Here is a 17,831-nt window from a genome sequence, read left to right on the forward strand (position 1 = left end):
TTTTGCAAAAAGGATTGTTATTTTCTGGCGTAAATTATGTTATTCTACAACTTACGCTAGTTACAGACTAAATGAATTATGCGAATACCATTTATAAAATATAATCATCAAAAGCATCTTGATGAATTAACTAAAATTCAACAAAACGCCGATCAATACCATATTGCCTATGATCCTAAAAGCTACCGTTTGGCTATCCTGGATCAACTCCGCCAAGCCCAACGGCGCATTTATATTGTTGCTCTTTATTTAGAGCGTGACGAAGCTGGGAAAGAAGTGCTCGATACCCTTTACCAAATCAAACAACAACGCCCTAACCTAGACATTAAAATATTTGTTGATTGGCACCGTGCTCAACGCGGCCGAATTGGTGAGGATAAGGCACAAACTAATGCGCGTTACTATTATCAATTAAAACAACAACACCCTGACATTGATATTCCCATTTACGGCGTGCCAGTAAACCGTCGTGAAATCCTCGGGGTATTGCATCTTAAAGGCTACATTATTGACGATACCGTCATTTATAGTGGTGCTAGCATTAATAATGTTTATTTGCATAAACTTAATAGTTACCGTTATGATCGCTATCACTTTATTACCAATCCTGCCCTAGCCGACAGCATGGTAGCTTATGTTGATAATAACTTTTTGCCTTATGATGGTTTACAGCGGTTAGATGTGGCTGAACACCAAACCCGCAAACAAATTAAGACTGAAATCAAATCATTACGCCAACATTTAATGGAGGCAAGTTATCAGTACAGAGGTACTGCTGATAATAACACTTTGTCGGTAGCACCAATTGTAGGTTTAGGACGTAATAATCCTTTAAATAAAATTATTCATCATCTGATTAACTCTACTCAACAAAAAATTGTTTTTTGTACGCCTTATTTTAATCTACCAAATATTTTGGTGCGCGACATAATTCGTCTACTGCGTAAAGGTCGTCAAGTTGAGATTATAATTGGTGATAAAGTGGCTAATGATTTTTATATTCCGGAAGATCAACCTTTTAATATTTCCGGTGGTTTGCCTTACTTATATGAAATTAATTTAAGGAAATTTATTGAAAGATTACAACCTTATGTAGATAAACAGCAACTGATTATTAGATTATGGAAAGATCAGGAACAAACTTATCACCTTAAAGGCATTTGGGTTGATGATCAATGGGTCTTAATTACTGGTAATAACCTAAACCCAAGGGCTTGGCGTTTAGACTTAGAAAATGGCATTTTAGTGCACGATCCACAACAACAACTCAGCGACAAATTTGCTCAAGAACTACACGCTATTCGCCAAAAAACCACTTTGGTGAACCATTTCCAACAGATTCAAGCTAGCCAATTTTACCCTAAACCGGTACATAAATTGATAAAACGTTTGAGTAGAATCAAAGTGGATAGAATCATTAAACGATTACTGTAGTATTGTTCAATTAGTAAGATTTGTTGCATTTTAAAATTGAGTTATTTTATACGCAAACGTATAGTGCTTTGGAAACATCTTTACAGAAACATAAATATAGAAAGAATATAAACAGGGATTCGCATCAATCCCTGTTTACGCGGACAGTGGAAGGTTGTTAATTTAAAATACATTAGCAACAAACATCTTTACCGTCGCTAACAAATCACAACCTCTAAAATCTTACCAATCCTTAATTAAATTAATTAAGAACCAGCACGGTAGTTAGGTGGTTCTTTAGTGATGAGTACATCATGAACATGGCTTTCTTTCATGCCGGCACCAGTAATGCGGTAGAATCGCGATTTGGTGCGTAATTCGCCAATAGTGGCACAACCAGTAAGCCCCATACAAGAGCGTAAGCCCCCCATTTGTTGGTGAACAATTTCTTTTAGTAGGCCTTTATAGGCAATGCGCCCTTCTATGCCTTCTGGAACTAATTTATCGGCAGCATTATCGGTTTGGAAATATCGATCGGAAGATCCTTTAGCCATAGCACCTAGTGAACCCATGCCACGGTATGATTTATAGGCTCGACCTTGGAATAGTTCAATTTCACCAGGTGCTTCTTCGGTACCGGCGAACATTGAGCCAACCATCACACAAGATGCTCCGGCAGCTATGGCTTTAGCAATGTCACCAGAAAAACGAATCCCACCATCGGCAATTACCGGAATATTATATTGTTGTGCCATTTCGACCGCATCCATAATGGCACTGATTTGTGGCACTCCTACCCCGGTTACAATGCGAGTAGTACAAATAGAACCCGGACCAATACCAACTTTAACTGCATTGACACCAGCTTCAATCAATGCCTTAGCACCTTCAGCAGTAGCAATATTGCCGCCAATGATTTGTAAATTTGGGTACAGTGCTCTGGCTTGACGAATACGTTGCAACACGCCTTCGGAATGACCGTGAGACGAATCGATTAATAAAACATCGACCCCGGCTTCAACCAATGCTGCTATACGTTCTTCATTACCTGCGCCAGCACCAACGGCAGCACCAACTAATAAACGACCTTTTTCGTCTTTACAAGCATTCGGTTTTTGTTCGGCTTTATTGTAATCTTTAACGGTGATCATACCTTTTAAGTGGAATCTGGAATCAACCACTAACACTTTTTCGACTCGATGTTCATGCATTTTTTTAAGCACAATATTACGTTGTTCACCTTCGTTGACGGTGACTAAGCGTTCTTTAGGAGTCATTACAGCAGTTACAGGTAAAGATAAATCTGTCGCAAAACGCACGTCACGAGCAGTAATAATACCCACTAATTCTTGCGATTGTGTTACCACCGGAAAACCAGCGAAACCGTATTCTTTAGCCAGTTCAATTACTTGGCTAATAGTTGCCGTTGGCAATACGGTAACTGGATCTTGAACAATACCACTTTCGTGCTTTTTAACCCTTTTTACTTGGTTAGCTTGGTTTTCAACCGACATATTTTTATGAATAAAACCAATACCACCTTCTTGCGCTAAAGCAATAGCTAGCTCGGCTTCGGTTACAGTATCCATTGCAGCAGAAAGCATAGGAATGTTTAATTTGATTGTTTGGGTTAATTGTGTACTAATATCGGCAGTGTTGGGTAATACGGTAGAGTGCGCTGGAACTAGTAACACATCGTCAAATGTGAGGGCTTCTTTAACTATACGAGACATGACAATATTCACCATTGAGTTGAATTGTTGATAAAATATTGCCGAAACATTCTACCTACTTTTAGGAAAAAAGACCAGAGAAATTTAATTTTATTAGTATAAAATTGATAATTTATTGAATTAAAGTAATCGCTAAGCCAAAGTTATACTTTTAAAATCTTGTTTACACCACTCATCACTGTCGTCCGGATTAAGCTGATAGTTCAGACTTTTAACTGTTTTTTTGAGCTAATAAGATATAATTAACATCAATATTGGGACCTAATTTGAACTCATTTTTTAATAGATGATATTCCATGCCAATTACACCAGTAATTTTAAGTCCGGATTGTTCGACCCATGTCATTAATTCAGAGGGACGAATAAAACGATTAAAATCGTGAGTGCCTTTTGGTACTAGTCTGGCAATGTATTCGGCGCCTACAATTAACATTAATCTGGCTTTGTGATTGCGGTTAATGGTAGACAAAAATAGCTGTCCATTAGGTTTAAGTAATTTCGCACAAGCGTTGATGATTGAGGTGGGATCGGGTACATGTTCTAATAATTCCATACAAGTAATTAGATCATATCGATTGGGTGTTAGTTGAGATAGATCTTCAACCGTTTGTTTTTGGTAATCAATATTAAGTCCATTTTGCTCAGCATGGTGTTTCGCCACTGCTAAGGATTCTTCGGCAAGATCTATTGCTGTAACTTGTGCCCCTAACTTAGCCAAACTTTCGCTTAATATGCCACCCCCACAACCAACATCTAATACAAGTTTATCAACTAAGGAACCACATTGCTGGCGAATATAATCAACTCTTAACGGGTTGATAATGTGTAATGGTTTGCATTTTCCATTAGGATCCCACCATTCGGCCGCAAATTGTGAAAATTTATTAATTTCATTAAAGTCGATGTTTTGTGACATAAATTGTGTTTACCTAGCGTGGTAATTTAAGCAGATTATATGGCATATTCTATGTCAGCTTTACTAGCTTTGAAAGTATAGATTGATTTTTGTGACAGTGTTTTTTTAATAATTAACTAAAAAAAATTCGCTTGAGTTAGTTATTTTTTGTATTTCTAGTAATCTTTACGGGAACGTAATTTTAGACTAATTTGGTGAATTTAAATTACAAATTTGTCAATTAAGCAGTAAATTTAACCATCTATATAATTATTTACATTAAAGATTTCTTGTTTCTGTATTCATTTCGTGGCATGATCGATAGCCTTTTTTTGCATTTTTATCAATAAGACATCCAAAACAATTAGTTAAGATTTACAAGGACAAAATTAATGAGTACAGGTACGATGAAAAAAAGTCACTCACAGTGGAGTTCCCGCATGGGCTTTATGCTTGCGGCTGCAGGCTCGGCTGTGGGATTAGGTAACATATGGAAATTTCCATATATGGCAGGACAAATGGGTGGATCCGCATTTGTACTTACTTATCTACTCTTTATGTTTATGATTGGACTACCTATATTAGTTTTAGAATGGTTAATCGGGCGCCGTGGTCAAAAAAATCCAATTCATACCATGGAAGATGTTGCAGTTGCTGAAGGTCACTCTAAATCATGGCGTTGGGTTGGAATTATTGGAGTCCTGGGATCATTTTTAATCCTGTCATTTTATAGTGTGATTGGTGGTTGGGCTACCGATTACATTTTTTTAGCCGCTCAGGGGACTTTTGAAGGTGTGAACGGCGAAGTTACCGGACAAATTTTTACTGATTTCCTTGGTAATGTTAATCACCTATTAACTTGGCACACGGTGTTTATGTTTGCTACCGCATTTATTGTAGCTTTGGGTGTCGGTGCCGGTTTAGAGCGTGCTTGTAAAGTGATGATGCCAGGTTTAGGTATTTTACTATTAATTTTAGTCGGTTATGCTGCCTATGTAAGTGGTCCTTCTTTTGGTCAAGCATTCAGATTTTTATTTACCCCTGATTTCTCAGCTATTGGTGGTACTGCTATGTTAGCTGCCCTAGGTCATGCTTTCTTCAGCTTGTCTCTAGGCATGGGGATTATGATGGCTTATGGTTCTTACTTAGGTAAGGATGTTAATTTGTTGTCAACTGCCCGCACGGTGGTAATCATGGATGTTATTGTTGCTATGTTGTCTGGCTTAGCAATCTTCCCATTAGTTTTTGCTAATGGTTTAGAGCCGGGCTCCGGACCGGGACTGATTTTTGTTACTTTACCAATTGCCTTTGGTAATATGGCTGGTGGCACTATTTTAGGGGTACTATTTTTCATCTTCTTAACTTTTGCAGCGTTGACTTCATCAATTTCATTATTAGAACCAACCGTAGAATTATTAGAAGAAAAAACTCGTATGGGCCGAAAAACTGCGACTACTGTGAGTAGCTTATTTATTTGGGCTTTAGGTATTGCTTGTATTCTAGCCTTTAATGAATGGGCTGACATCAAATTATTTAATAAAAATATTTTTGATTTACTTGATTACTTAACCAGTAAAATCATGCTACCAATTACTGGTCTAGGCACAGTTATTTTTGGCGCTTGGATGATGAAACAAGATCTTATTCGCAAAGAGTTAAATTTAGGTCCATTCTGGTTTTCAATCTGGACTCTATTAACCCGTTTTATTATTCCAGTTGCCATTGTTATCATTTTGGTATTCGGATTAATACAATAAATAAATAACTATTTATTTAGATAAGGCCTTGATAATTATCAGGGCTTTTTATTTTATATTTATGATTTATTAAAAAACCATCAACTAGTTTGCGAAAATTATTCACTTCCCTTGAAATAGTTATTTTTATTCCCATATAACAATACATCAATAAATCAAACCATTAAGTTTTTAATATTTAATTACCTAAAATGTAACTGTATAAATGGTTTTGGTCACAATGGCACTAGCAATTAGCTGACACGGTGGCATAAACCAATTGTTAATGGCTTTTATGGTAATTTGAAATTGCTAATTATATTTGAGGTACTAATCAATGAGCAAATCAGGAACTGAAACTCGTGGATTTCAATCCGAAGTTAAACAAATTTTACATTTAATGATCCACTCTTTATATTCCAATAAAGAAATCTTTTTAAGAGAGCTAATCTCAAATGCATCAGATGCTGCCGATAAATTACGTTTTAAAGCACTAGAAAACCCTGCTTTATATGCTGGCGACGCCGAACTTGGTGTTAGGATTTCTTGCGATAAAGATGCAGGCACATTGACCATTGCTGATAATGGTATTGGTATGACTCGCGATGAAGTGATTGAAAACCTAGGTACTATTGCTAAATCAGGAACTAAGGCATTTTTAGAATCAATTGGTAGTGATCAAGCTAAAGACAGTCAATTAATTGGCCAATTTGGTGTTGGTTTCTATTCTGCTTTTATTGTTGCTGATAAAGTAACGGTAAGAACCCGTGCCGCTACCGCTAACGAAGATGAAGCGGTAAAATGGGAATCGGCAGGTGAAGGTGAATACACTATTTCTGACGATAGCAAAGTTACACGTGGTACCGAAATCACTCTACATTTGAAAGAAGACGAAAAAGAGTTTCTTGATGATTGGCGTTTGCGTTCAATCATTAGTAAATATTCTGATCATATTTCACTGCCAGTTGAAGTGCAAAAAACTGATGAAGAAAGCAAAGAAGTTAAATGGGAAAAAGTCAACAAAGCCCAAGCACTTTGGACCCGAAGTAAAGCTGAAATCAGCGATGATGAGTATAAAGAGTTTTATAAACACATTTCCCACGATTTTGCTGATCCATTAAGTTGGAGCCATAACCGTGTTGAAGGTAAACAAGAATATACTAGCTTGCTATATATTCCATCTAAAGCCCCTTGGGACTTGTGGAACCGCGATAATAAGCATGGGTTAAAATTATATGTGCAACGTGTGTTTATTATGGATGATGCCGAACAATTTATGCCGAACTATCTACGCTTTGTGAAAGGCTTAATTGATTCTAACGATTTGCCGTTGAATGTTTCTCGCGAAATTTTGCAAGACAACAAAGTCACCCAAAACTTACGTAATGCATGTACTAAACGTGTGTTACAAATGCTGGACAAATTAGCTAAAGACGATAAAGAACAATATCAACAGTTCTGGACAGAATTTGGTTTAGTCTTAAAAGAAGGTACCGGTGAAGACTTTGCTAATCGCGAAGCGATTGCTAAGTTATTACGTTTTGCAACTACCCATAGCGATAGCGATGCGCAAACCGTTGCCTTAGAAGATTATATTAGTCGTATGCAGGAAGGTCAGGAAAAGATCTATTATATTACTGCCGATAGCTATGCTGCTGCTAAAAATAGTCCACACTTAGAACTATTCCGTAAAAAAGGTATTGAAGTATTGTTACTTTCTGATCGCGTTGATGAATGGATGATGAGCAATTTAACTGAATTCGATGGTAAACAGTTCCAATCAATCAGTAAATCCGATGAATCTATCGAAAAATTAGCCGATCAAGAAAGTGAAGAACAAAAACAAGTCGAAAAAGAACTTGAACCATTTATTGAGCGTGTTAAAACTGTGTTGGGTGACAAGGTTAAAGAGGTTAAATTAACTCATCGTTTAACTGATACCCCGGCAATTGTAACTACTGCCGCTGATGAAATGACCACCCAAATGGCCAAATTATTTGCTGCAGCAGGACAAAAAGCGCCTGAGATCAAATATACATTCGAGATTAACCCAGATCATAGGTTGGTTAAACGAATTGCAGCTACTCAAGACCAAACTACATTTAATGACTGGATTGAATTGTTATTAGATCAGGCACTACTTGCCGAAAAAGGATCATTAACTGATCCAAGTAAATTTATACAAACTATGAATAAATTATTAGCAGAATAATTATTTACCCATTAACCCGATATTTTCCCTAATGTCGGGTTTTTTTGTTGTTTTCCCCAATTAATAGCAATAAAACTTCGTTAAAAGTGGGATACCCATTAGTAATTTTCACTTTTCTTCTTTCTATTTTAATTAGGATTCATAATACCCAAACTTCAAATAACACCAATGAAAGTTCATAACATACTAAATAATAATGTTGTTGTTACCCTTGATCCTAAAGGAAAGGAAATTAATTACTGAAATTACTAGTAATGTTTTATAAACATGAGTTACGTTGAATAAGGGAAACGCCGCTGCATAAGCTATGAAAAAATGACTCACTTTTGTGAGTCATTTTTCCTGCCAATTTAATAAGAAAAATCGTTATTTTTAGTCTCTTTAATTAACATAGTAGCAATCACACTCACTAATGAAGCTACTGAAACATAATAACCTACCCAAGCTAAACTACCTTGAGAAACCAAATAATTTGCAATAATTGGCGCAATTGATGCACCAAGGATACCACCAATACTATAAGCTGCTGACGATCCAGTATAACGTACATTTGTTGGAAATATTTCTGGTAAAAAAGCACCCATAGGCGCAAATACTATTCCCATCAAAAATAATTCTAAACATAAATAAGTCAGCACCAATAGCTCACAATCGCTAGCCATAAACTGAGTCATTACCATGCCTGAAATTGCAACTAGTAATAAACCCATTATAAGAACAGGTTTACGCCCATATTTATCACTTAACCAAGCTGAAATTGGTGTTGCTACTGCCATGAAAACAATGGCAATACATAGAAAACCTAAAAAACTTCCTTTAGCAATACCTAAATATTTAGTGCCATATTGTAATAAAAATGCAGTAGTAATATAGAATAATGTATAACATCCAACCATAGAAAATGATCCTAATGTTAATGCTTTCCAATGGTGAATAAACATATTAAATACAGGTACTTTTACCTGTTTATTGCTCTGTAATGCTTTTTTGAAAATTGGGCTTTCAACTAACTTCAATCTTACATACAAACCAATAATGACAAGCACTGCACTTAAAATAAAAGGAATCCTCCAGCCCCAATCTAAAAACTGATCGTTAGAAAGGGATAAAGTGACAATTAAAAACACACCATTTGACATTAAAAATCCGATAGATGGACCTAACTGCGGAAACATACCAAATAAAGCACGTTTATTTTCCGGCGCGTTTTCAGTCGCTAGTAAAGCAGCTCCACCCCATTCCCCACCTAGGCCTAACCCTTGAGCTAGCCGAAGTATACATAATAATAACGGCGCCCAGAAACCAATAACACTATGTCCTGGTAACAAACCTATGCCTGCTGTAGCTACTCCCATTAATATAAGTGAAAAAACTAAAGTCGATTTACGCCCTACCCGATCACCAAAATGTCCAAATAAAATTGCGCCAATTGGTCGGGCAACAAATGCGATACCAAAAGTGGCAAATGATTGTAATGCTTGAGCTGAAGGAGAACTATCAGGAAAAAAGACTGGACCAATAACTAAAGCCGCAGCGGTTGCATAAATATAGAAATCATAAAACTCAATTGCTGTACCAATAAAACTAGCCAGTGCAACTCTGGATACCGAGTTGGTAGGTTTATTACTTGCATCCATAGATTGATTAATCTCCAGTATTATTTTTTATTTTAAAATAGGGATGTTAATTATAAATATAGATTTAGTATTTACCATCTAAAATAAAAAATGTAATAACATCACACGTTATATAAGAATTAGCTATACTATTTAGTATTATGATAGTCATATAATAAAACACTAAGGAAAGATTATGTTATATACAACAAGTTATTTATCACCATTAGGTAAAATAACATTGGTCAGTCAACACGATAAACTTGTTGGTGCTTGGATTGAAGAACAAAAGCATTTTGGTGATATAGATATAGCAGTAGAAAGATCTAATTTAGCTATTTTTAATCTCACGAAAAAATGGTTAGATAACTATTTTGAAGGTAAAAAACAATCCATTAATCAATTATCACTAGCGCCACACGGTTCGCCCTTTAGACAAAAAGTATGGGATATTTTATGCCAAATCCCTTATGGTGAAGTAATAACTTATGGTGACATAGCTAAACAAATCGCATTACAAAATAATCTACACAAAATGTCTAGCCAAGCTGTTGGTGGTGCTGTCGGGCATAATCCAATCTCAATCATCATTCCCTGCCACCGTGTTATTGGAGCCAATGGCAACTTAACCGGTTATGCCGGAGGCATTGATAAAAAAATTAAATTACTACAAATTGAAGGTATTGATACCAGCAACATGGTATTCCCTAAAAAGGGATCTACGGGCTAAAGTAAAGCATATAGTAATAATTATAATCCAAAACCAAACTACCCATAGAAATACCTTAGCAATAGGGTTTGTTGCGCCTTTCTATAATTGATAACACTTTGTTAATGCTATGAAATTTTACTGATACAAACAATTTGACAGATAAAACAACAAGCAATCATTAATATTTAATAGTTGCATATTTTAACCCTATAACAAGTGGAATAAGACACAGTAAAACTAAAATTGCTGAAAAAATAAATGGATATCCATCACTGCTTGGTAATTGCAATCTGACAGTGTAATGATACATATTAGTGGCACAAACTGGACCAATAACAGTCCAAAAACTGGTAATGCATGATAATGCTCCCATCAGTAATCCTTGTTCAGAATCAGATGCTTGTGAAGAAAAAATACTGACAATAGAGGAGTTGCTTATACTTGAAAAACTATAAATAATCATCGCTACATATAATGCTAACGCACTATTTGAAAATGAGATACAAATCAAACCTAATGCAAATAAAATAAATCCTAGCACAGGAACATTACGATCATTTATTACATATCGAACCAGTTTAAGTAAAATCGTTTGTGCAAATATTGCACCGATGCCAAGGATAACGAAAGATGTAGCAATTTGGCTATCACTCCAAGCAAAACGATATTTAGTAAAGAATGGCCATAAAACAATAGCAAATTGAGTAGCAAACATAAATAAAATTTGTACAATAAACAAATAACGTAAGGCTCTATATTTAAGAAAATACATTACAGAAGATAATGGATTATCAAGTTTAAACGCCCTTCTATTGCTTTTATCTAAGGTTTCTTTAAATAAAAAAATTATACATAGCAATCCTAATAAACTTAAAAATGCGGCCACATAAAATGGGACTCTAACACCGAACCGAACTACAACCGCCGAAATAGCGGGTCCAACGACTAGACCTAAACCCATCACTCCAAAAATAAAGCCATAGTTTTGCATTTTATTTTGTTTATCACTCATATCTGCTACGCTCGCTAAAGACACAATAATTGACGAACCAGCTATTCCAGCAATAATTCTGGCTAAAAAAAGAAGGTAGAGATTATGACTAATTGCATATAAAAAATAATCTAACGTAAACGCTATAAAGCAAACAATTAAAATAGGTTTACGACCAAATTTATCAGAAATAGCACCCATAATAGGTGCAAAAAGAAATTGCATAATCCCGAAAGTAGCCAATAGCCAACCACCAATAAGTGCATTATCAACTACATTTATATGAGTGACGGACTCCAATAAAGACGGAATAATTGGACTTATTAGATACATACCGATTTGATCTAAAAAGACAGTGATTAGTAAACAAATAAATGAAATTGATAATTTCTTCTTTTGTTCATTAGATATAGGAAGTACATCACTATTACTTTTCAAGTCATTCATATTTTTTAACCTTAAATAATACCAATACTAATCACATTAATTAGCATGGTTAGAATTTCAGTTCTGTAGAAAGCCCTACTAATCTAGGTTGTTGATAAGTAGTATATCCGCCATCAATAATTTTAATTTTTTTATCAGAATCGAATACATTTTCTGTATAAAGTTTCACACTACCATGTTTAAAGTTATAAGCTAAATAGGCATTTGCTTGTGAATATCCATTAGATTTTGAATTTTTACTATTTGATATTGATGAGTAATAAGAGCCGGTATAATTCAAATTGGCCCCAATTTCAAAACCAGATGGTAATTGATAGTTTGTTCCTAAATTAAGAGTTAGAGCAGGTGAACGACTAAGTTTATTATTATTATAATTTGGGTTTTTCTTATATTCTTTAATTTTAGTTTTGAGTACACCAGCACCAGCGATAAGATTTAAATCTTCTATAGCCTGCCAGTTAATATTGAATTCTGCACCATAGGTAACTGCTTTATTTGCATTGTCAATTACTGGACTTCCGTAGATGTTAACATAAGGTAACTGTAAATTTTTATAATCATTATAAAAAAGATTAGTTGTAAGTTTTAAGCGATTATCGGGTGAAATCCAACGATGATACAACTCATAATTCCATACATATTCAGTGTCATATTTATAAGTAGTAAAAGGAGGAATAAATGAAATACCAGCACCACCTGGATTATAACCTCGTGCAATTTTAAAACCTATACGTTGAGCTTGGTCAAATAAATAGGCAATATCCAGCTTAGGTAGAAATTCCTTATCATCACTTTTATAATTTACAGCAAATAGCTTGCCTCCATTACGCGTATGTTTTTCTTGCTCATAACGGGCAGACAGATTCACTTCAATTACTTCAAGCGGATTAAATGTTATTTCACCATATACTGCTTTAGTTTTGGTTTTATCGCGATAAGTATTTCTTTGCATTAAAAAAACACTTTCATCTTGTGGAGATGTGAAATAAAACAGTCCTAATAAGCCACGATAATTATCCGTATTAAATTTAATTGTTGGTTCAACTTGAATTTGGTGTCCTTCTAAACGAGCAGGTCCTCCTGAACGTAATGCATAGCGATCTTGAACATAGTTGGCATATACTAATTTATTTGCAATCTCCATAAAATCATTGATTTGATAACCAACATCCCAGATATTGTTTGATGAACGCACTTGGAATACTGCTCGATAGGTTTCGTTTAAATTACGTGGTTTAAATTCACCTTGTGGCGTGTTAGCGTCAGTATGGGAGAATGTAAAGCGACTATAAAAATCAGGAAGAGATGATGGTAACCAATTTAATTTAGCTCTGACTGTATTGGCTTCAAATCGACCAGAATTACCAGCTGGATGATAATGAGCAAGATGTTCATAGGATTGGCGTTCCTGACGATCAACACTCAAACGAAATAATAATTCATCGTTTATTACTGGGCCAGAAAGCATAGTAGCATATTGGCGACGGTGTTGATTACCATAATCCAATTTAAATGCGCTTTCATATTCATTAACTGGATCATTACTTTGCATAATCACAGCACCAGCAATCGCATTGCGACCTTGTGCATAGCTTTGTGGACCTCGATATATCTCAATTTGTTTCATATCCCATAACGATTTTGCTCCAAAAGCGACTTCATTATAGTTTGAGCTGCTACCATCTACTAAAATATTAAAACGAGGACGAGCTCCTGTAAGGAAGGTCATAGTACCGGGTGAATTAGACCCTTCAATACCGCGAATTGTTGGTAACTCATTGCCTAAACCTGTATCAATAACATTCGGTATTTCTTTGAAAATTTGAGTTAAAGTATTTAAATCTGGGCGGCGTTCAAGTTCTTTTTTGGTAATAATATTAACACTTGAACCTGTTGCTACTTCACTACGGTCAAATTTTTCACCAACAACAATGATGACATCATCTGATGGCTCAGTTTTTACTTTATTGCTAGGTTCATTTGCCGCACTACTGACACTGTAACTACTAATCACACATAAGCTTAGTATGCTTAATTTGGTTTTCAAATTTTTCATATACAGATACACCTATTACTGTTATTTGTACATCAGACAAGAATGCATAACTAAAAACCAATCTCATACTCTGGTTATTAGTTTATTTATAGCGGTATAAAAGGAAGGAAGAATTTTAGATTCCGATATATAGCGAATATAGATATCTTAATCTCTATAAGACATCTACAAAAACAGAAATATAGTAACTAATTCTAATCCATTACCAGCTTATGAAAAACATTCTTATGCATATCTAGGACATTGTTTTTAATGAAATAACACTTTATTAAATAGGTTGTTTTTCATTATATAAATTCATATTGCTCAATAAATTAAAACTAATTATTAAAATAATAAAATGATAATGATTATCAAAATCATTATCATTTGTGTATTTTTAGCATGCCAACCTAATATTGTCAATTTTATTGATAATTATTATTTGATTATTTCAAGTTAACATTTAATAGATAAATATTAACTAATTATTGTAATTCTATGTTTTAATAACATTATGAATAATCTATTAAAAAGTTAGCTGTTTGATTTTAAATAATAGATGAATAACTCAAAAATAATACGACAGGAACAAAAAATGGTTAGATAACTATTTTGAAGGTAAAAAACAATCCATTAATCAATTATCACTAGCGCCACACGGTTCGCCCTTTAGACAAAAAGTATGGGATATTTTATGCCAAATCCCTTATGGTGAAATAATAACTTATGGTAACATAGCTAAACAAATCGTATTACAAAATAATCTACACAAAATGTCTAGCCAAGCTGTTGGTGGTGCTGTCGGGCATAATCCAATCTCAATCATCATTCCCTGCCACCGTGTTATTGGAGCCAATGGCAACTTAACCGGTTATGCCGGCGGTATTGACAAAAAAATCAAATTACTACAAATTGAAGGTATTGATTCCAGCAAATTCTTTATACCGACAAAAGGAACTGCGCTGTAATACAATGTACCAACGCAATATAAAAAGCTTACAATATCATTGTACTAAATAAAAACTGCCATTAATGGCAGTATAATTAATATTATCGTATTAAATTATAAGTTATCTAACACTATTTTTGTTTTGCTATTTTATTTAATGCTAGTGGTAAAAACTTATCTAATTGGCTTTCTACTTTTTTATAAGCCTCTAGAGGTTGTTGATATGGATCTGAAAGATCTTCGTTATCACCTGTTGAAAACTCAGCTAATGTAAATACTTTGCTTTTTGCATCTGGATATTGAGTTAATATTTTATCCTTATGTTTTTGCGTCATTGTTAATAAATAATCTGATTTAGTAATATCTTCCTTGGTTAATTGTGTTGCTTTATGTGTTGAAATATCAATTCCACGTTGTTTTAGAATTGTTACAGTACCTTGTTCTGGCGTGGTTTCCTTCGGATCCACATTAACACCTCTAGACTGAACGATAATATTTAGATCATGTTTATTAACATAATCCTTTGCCAAGGCTTCTGCCATGGGGCTTCGTCCTGTATTACCTGTACAAACAAAAGTAACAATATGCTCTAATGAAAAACAAGATGCACTAAAAAACACAAATAAACCTACTAAATATTTTCTAAATTTAAACATTACATTACCTTTTTATAAAATGTTGAAAGTGATTTATATTCAAATATTATACTATTTAAGCCGAAATACAAGCTCAGTATAACTTATTGACTTTATATATTAATTTTATATTCTCAATCTCAATCTTTCTTATATTAATCATTAAGCATATTACTGATTCTAGGATTACCACTATTCTGATCATTAACAATTTTTTTTCTATATACATCTATCAATGATGACTTCAATACTATATTTATACAATAAACGTATAAAAAATAATCTTTTTGCTTTCAAATGATAATGATAATGATTATTATTGTTGTTTCTGAATTCAAAAAACAGGAGGTTAAAAATAATGAGGATAAAGTCATTAACCAGTATTGCTCTTTTAATTAGTACCAGTGCCTTTGCTGATACTAATCAAGTAAACAATACTGATGAAGAAAAAAAAGATGTTGTTGATAATGTAATGGTGGTTACCGCTCAACGTTATGAACAATCCGCGAAAGATGTTCCGATGAGCATTAATGTATTTAATGAGAAAAAATTGAGTGATTTTGCGGTCGATAAATCTAAAGATATTTTGAAATATATACCCAATGTATCGTTATCGGGTGATGGTGGTTTTATGGCATTCCCGACCATTAGGGGCATTGGTGCCGGTATTCATAATGTAGAACAGTCGGTAGCAATTTATATTGATGATGTATATCAAGGTTCGCCAAGATCATTTGGTATGATGTTACTCGATTTAGAACAGGTTGAAGTATTACGTGGTCCACAAGGCGCCCTTTATGGTAGAAACGCTCTCGGCGGTGCCATTAAATATGTTGAACGTAAGCCGGATGAGTTCTTCACTACTGATGTTGATGTTAGTGGTGGTAATTTAGGTTATGATTTAGTTAAACTTGGCCAAAGTGTGCCTCTTATAAACGATAAATTGTACTCCAGAGTTTCAGTGGCACAACGTAACCGTGCCGGGCATATAAAAAATAGTGAAAATAGTGATCTTGGTGGCTTTCAAGATAAAGCAGCGCGAATAAAACTTTTAGGATACGTTAACGAAAATGTTGATGTGCAGACCAATTTACATTGGACTAAAGAACATGCCAGCACCGCTAACTATTTATCCGAAGAAAATGTTAAAAAAGATGCTCACTTTAATTTAGCTAAACCTTTCTTTGTTGACAAATATAATCGTGGTATTGATTTTAAAGTAAATTATATTGGTTATGATGTCGATTTTCATTCAATCAGTTCATATAATAATTACGGATTTACTGGCGACAAAGCAACAGGTAACTTTCAACCTTTCCCAACGCTTTCACAATGGTCGAATATCAATCATAAACAATTTTCGCAAGAATTTCGTTTGACTAACAAAGATAAAGACCAAAACATTATGTGGACGACTGGTTTATTCTTCTATCGTGCCGATGAAGATTACCAAAATGGATCGCAATTTAGTCCAATGCCAGCTATGAACAGTTATGCTGATAATACTACAACTAGTTATGCTATGTATGGTAAAGCAGACTTTAAAGTAGCTTCTCCATTAATTATTGGTTTAGGTGGACGTGTCACCCATGATAGAAAAACAGGTAAATATCATGTTGAAAATGGTGGTCCAATGTATAAGCCAAATGCGCGTGGTTCATTAACTAAAAATGACTTTTCCCCTCGTGTCGATTTAACATGGAAGTTAACCGATCAACTTAACTATTATGCAGCAATTTCCAAAGGTTATAAGGCTGGTGGTTTTAATGTGGCGTTTATTTCACCGGAAAAAGGTAAACACGAATATGAAGCTGAAAAATCTTGGGCCTATGAAACTGGTTTAAAAGGGGTATTTTTTGACGAGAGACTAAGTATATCCAGTGCTTTATTCTATACTGATTGGCGCAATCAACAAGTGCTAGAATATACTGGTGATACAGCCGATATTGTCAATAGCAAAAAATCGAAATCTAAAGGTGGCGAACTTGAAATTAGTTTTATCCCTATGTCAGGGCTTGATATTGGGCTAGGTGTTGGTTATACCGATGCTAAGTTTTCCGACTATCACAGTATTGTTGATAATTCAAATGCTAATGGTAAACGAATTCCATTTATTTCAAAAGTTAATGGTACCCTTTATTCAACTTACCGATTTGACTATGGTCCAGGGCAAATTATGTTACATAGTGATTTAGCTTATCACTCTAAAACTTACTTCGATTCAACCAATGAATATGCACAAAATGGTTATACATTAGCGAATTTTAAGGTTGGTTATGAACAAAATAAATGGGGCGCTTATGTGTTTGTCAATAACGCATTTGACAAATTATATCGACAAACTGGCCATGTTGAATATGGTGAAAAGATGGCTGTAATTGGCGATCCTAGAACCTTTGGTGTGCAGTTTAAAGCGAATTTTTAATCAGAATGAACCTTGTTAAAAATGCAGCT

The 17,831-nt window shown here is 34.5% G+C and carries 11 protein-coding genes and 1 pseudogene; 6 read left to right on the top strand and 6 right to left on the bottom strand.

Features of this window, described 5'->3' with window-relative positions:
* Positions 1-78 precede the first annotated feature (78 nt).
* Positions 79-1,434, top strand: coding sequence for a CDP-diacylglycerol--serine O-phosphatidyltransferase (gene pssA, locus A9G12_RS03785; RefSeq protein WP_065564526.1), 1,356 nt, complete (start codon positions 79-81; stop codon positions 1,432-1,434).
* Positions 1,435-1,679: 245 nt separating this feature from the next.
* On the opposite strand, the gene guaB is transcribed toward pssA, so the two are convergent.
* Together guaB and ubiG are read right to left on the bottom strand one after the other, a co-directional pair.
* Positions 1,680-3,146, bottom strand: coding sequence for an IMP dehydrogenase (guaB, locus tag A9G12_RS03790; RefSeq protein ID WP_065564527.1), 1,467 nt, complete (start codon positions 3,144-3,146; stop codon positions 1,680-1,682).
* A gap of 211 nt (positions 3,147-3,357) precedes the next feature.
* A complete protein-coding gene (ubiG, locus tag A9G12_RS03795; RefSeq protein WP_065564528.1) occupies positions 3,358-4,062 on the bottom strand; it encodes a bifunctional 2-polyprenyl-6-hydroxyphenol methylase/3-demethylubiquinol 3-O-methyltransferase UbiG in 705 nt (234 codons plus the stop codon).
* A gap of 371 nt (positions 4,063-4,433) precedes the next feature.
* On the opposite strand from ubiG, the gene A9G12_RS03800 reads away from it, so the two are divergent.
* Positions 4,434-5,798, top strand: coding sequence for a sodium-dependent transporter (locus tag A9G12_RS03800; RefSeq protein ID WP_218056569.1), 1,365 nt, complete (start codon positions 4,434-4,436; stop codon positions 5,796-5,798).
* Between the two features lie 316 nt (positions 5,799-6,114).
* On the top strand, positions 6,115-7,989 hold the full coding sequence (htpG, locus tag A9G12_RS03805) for a molecular chaperone HtpG (protein WP_065564529.1): 1,875 nt from the start codon (positions 6,115-6,117) through the stop codon (positions 7,987-7,989).
* A gap of 350 nt (positions 7,990-8,339) precedes the next feature.
* Here htpG and A9G12_RS03810 read toward each other — a convergent pair whose 3' ends face one another.
* The gene (locus A9G12_RS03810) at positions 8,340-9,647 is read right to left on the bottom strand and encodes an MFS transporter (RefSeq protein ID WP_442903467.1); all 1,308 of its coding nucleotides are present in this window, start codon (positions 9,645-9,647) and stop codon (positions 8,340-8,342) included.
* A gap of 154 nt (positions 9,648-9,801) precedes the next feature.
* Between A9G12_RS03810 and A9G12_RS03815 the strand changes: the two genes are divergently transcribed.
* The gene (locus A9G12_RS03815) at positions 9,802-10,335 is read left to right on the top strand and encodes a methylated-DNA--[protein]-cysteine S-methyltransferase (protein WP_065564531.1); all 534 of its coding nucleotides are present in this window, start codon (positions 9,802-9,804) and stop codon (positions 10,333-10,335) included.
* Positions 10,336-10,495: 160 nt separating this feature from the next.
* On the opposite strand, the gene A9G12_RS03820 is transcribed toward A9G12_RS03815, so the two are convergent.
* Together A9G12_RS03820 and A9G12_RS03825 are read right to left on the bottom strand one after the other, a co-directional pair.
* On the bottom strand, positions 10,496-11,755 hold the full coding sequence (locus tag A9G12_RS03820; RefSeq protein WP_065564532.1) for an MFS transporter: 1,260 nt from the start codon (positions 11,753-11,755) through the stop codon (positions 10,496-10,498).
* A 49-nt stretch (positions 11,756-11,804) separates the two neighbouring features.
* Positions 11,805-13,811, bottom strand: a complete 2,007-nt coding sequence (locus A9G12_RS03825; protein WP_065564533.1) for a TonB-dependent receptor — start codon at positions 13,809-13,811, stop codon at positions 11,805-11,807.
* 572 nt (positions 13,812-14,383) lie between these two features.
* Here A9G12_RS03825 and A9G12_RS12025 point away from each other — a divergent pair.
* Positions 14,384-14,761: pseudogene (locus A9G12_RS12025) on the top strand (methylated-DNA--[protein]-cysteine S-methyltransferase); the annotation flags it as partial.
* A 112-nt stretch (positions 14,762-14,873) separates the two neighbouring features.
* Here the strand turns inward: A9G12_RS12025 and A9G12_RS03835 are convergent.
* Positions 14,874-15,398, bottom strand: a complete 525-nt coding sequence (locus tag A9G12_RS03835) for a low molecular weight protein arginine phosphatase (RefSeq protein WP_081299644.1) — start codon at positions 15,396-15,398, stop codon at positions 14,874-14,876.
* Between the two features lie 337 nt (positions 15,399-15,735).
* On the opposite strand from A9G12_RS03835, the gene A9G12_RS03840 reads away from it, so the two are divergent.
* A complete protein-coding gene (locus tag A9G12_RS03840; RefSeq protein WP_065564535.1) occupies positions 15,736-17,802 on the top strand; it encodes a TonB-dependent receptor in 2,067 nt (688 codons plus the stop codon).
* Positions 17,803-17,831 lie beyond the last annotated feature (29 nt).

This window comes from Gilliamella sp. wkB112 (assembly GCF_001690685.1).
GTDB lineage: Bacteria > Pseudomonadota > Gammaproteobacteria > Enterobacterales > Orbaceae > Gilliamella > Gilliamella apicola_J.

Excerpts from the sequence above, each read along its gene's own strand:
- pssA (WP_065564526.1), top strand. The coding sequence starts at position 79 with ATGCGAATACCATTTATAAAATATAATCATCAAAAGCATCTTGATGAA.
- guaB (WP_065564527.1), bottom strand. The coding sequence starts at position 3,146 with ATGTCTCGTATAGTTAAAGAAGCCCTCACATTTGACGATGTGTTACTA.
- ubiG (WP_065564528.1), bottom strand. The coding sequence starts at position 4,062 with ATGTCACAAAACATCGACTTTAATGAAATTAATAAATTTTCACAATTT.
- A9G12_RS03800 (WP_218056569.1), top strand. The coding sequence starts at position 4,434 with ATGAGTACAGGTACGATGAAAAAAAGTCACTCACAGTGGAGTTCCCGC.
- htpG (WP_065564529.1), top strand. The coding sequence starts at position 6,115 with ATGAGCAAATCAGGAACTGAAACTCGTGGATTTCAATCCGAAGTTAAA.
- A9G12_RS03815 (WP_065564531.1), top strand. The coding sequence starts at position 9,802 with ATGTTATATACAACAAGTTATTTATCACCATTAGGTAAAATAACATTG.
- A9G12_RS03820 (WP_065564532.1), bottom strand. The coding sequence starts at position 11,755 with ATGAATGACTTGAAAAGTAATAGTGATGTACTTCCTATATCTAATGAA.
- A9G12_RS03825 (WP_065564533.1), bottom strand. The coding sequence starts at position 13,811 with ATGAAAAATTTGAAAACCAAATTAAGCATACTAAGCTTATGTGTGATT.
- A9G12_RS03835 (WP_081299644.1), bottom strand. The coding sequence starts at position 15,398 with ATGTTTAAATTTAGAAAATATTTAGTAGGTTTATTTGTGTTTTTTAGT.
- A9G12_RS03840 (WP_065564535.1), top strand. The coding sequence starts at position 15,736 with ATGAGGATAAAGTCATTAACCAGTATTGCTCTTTTAATTAGTACCAGT.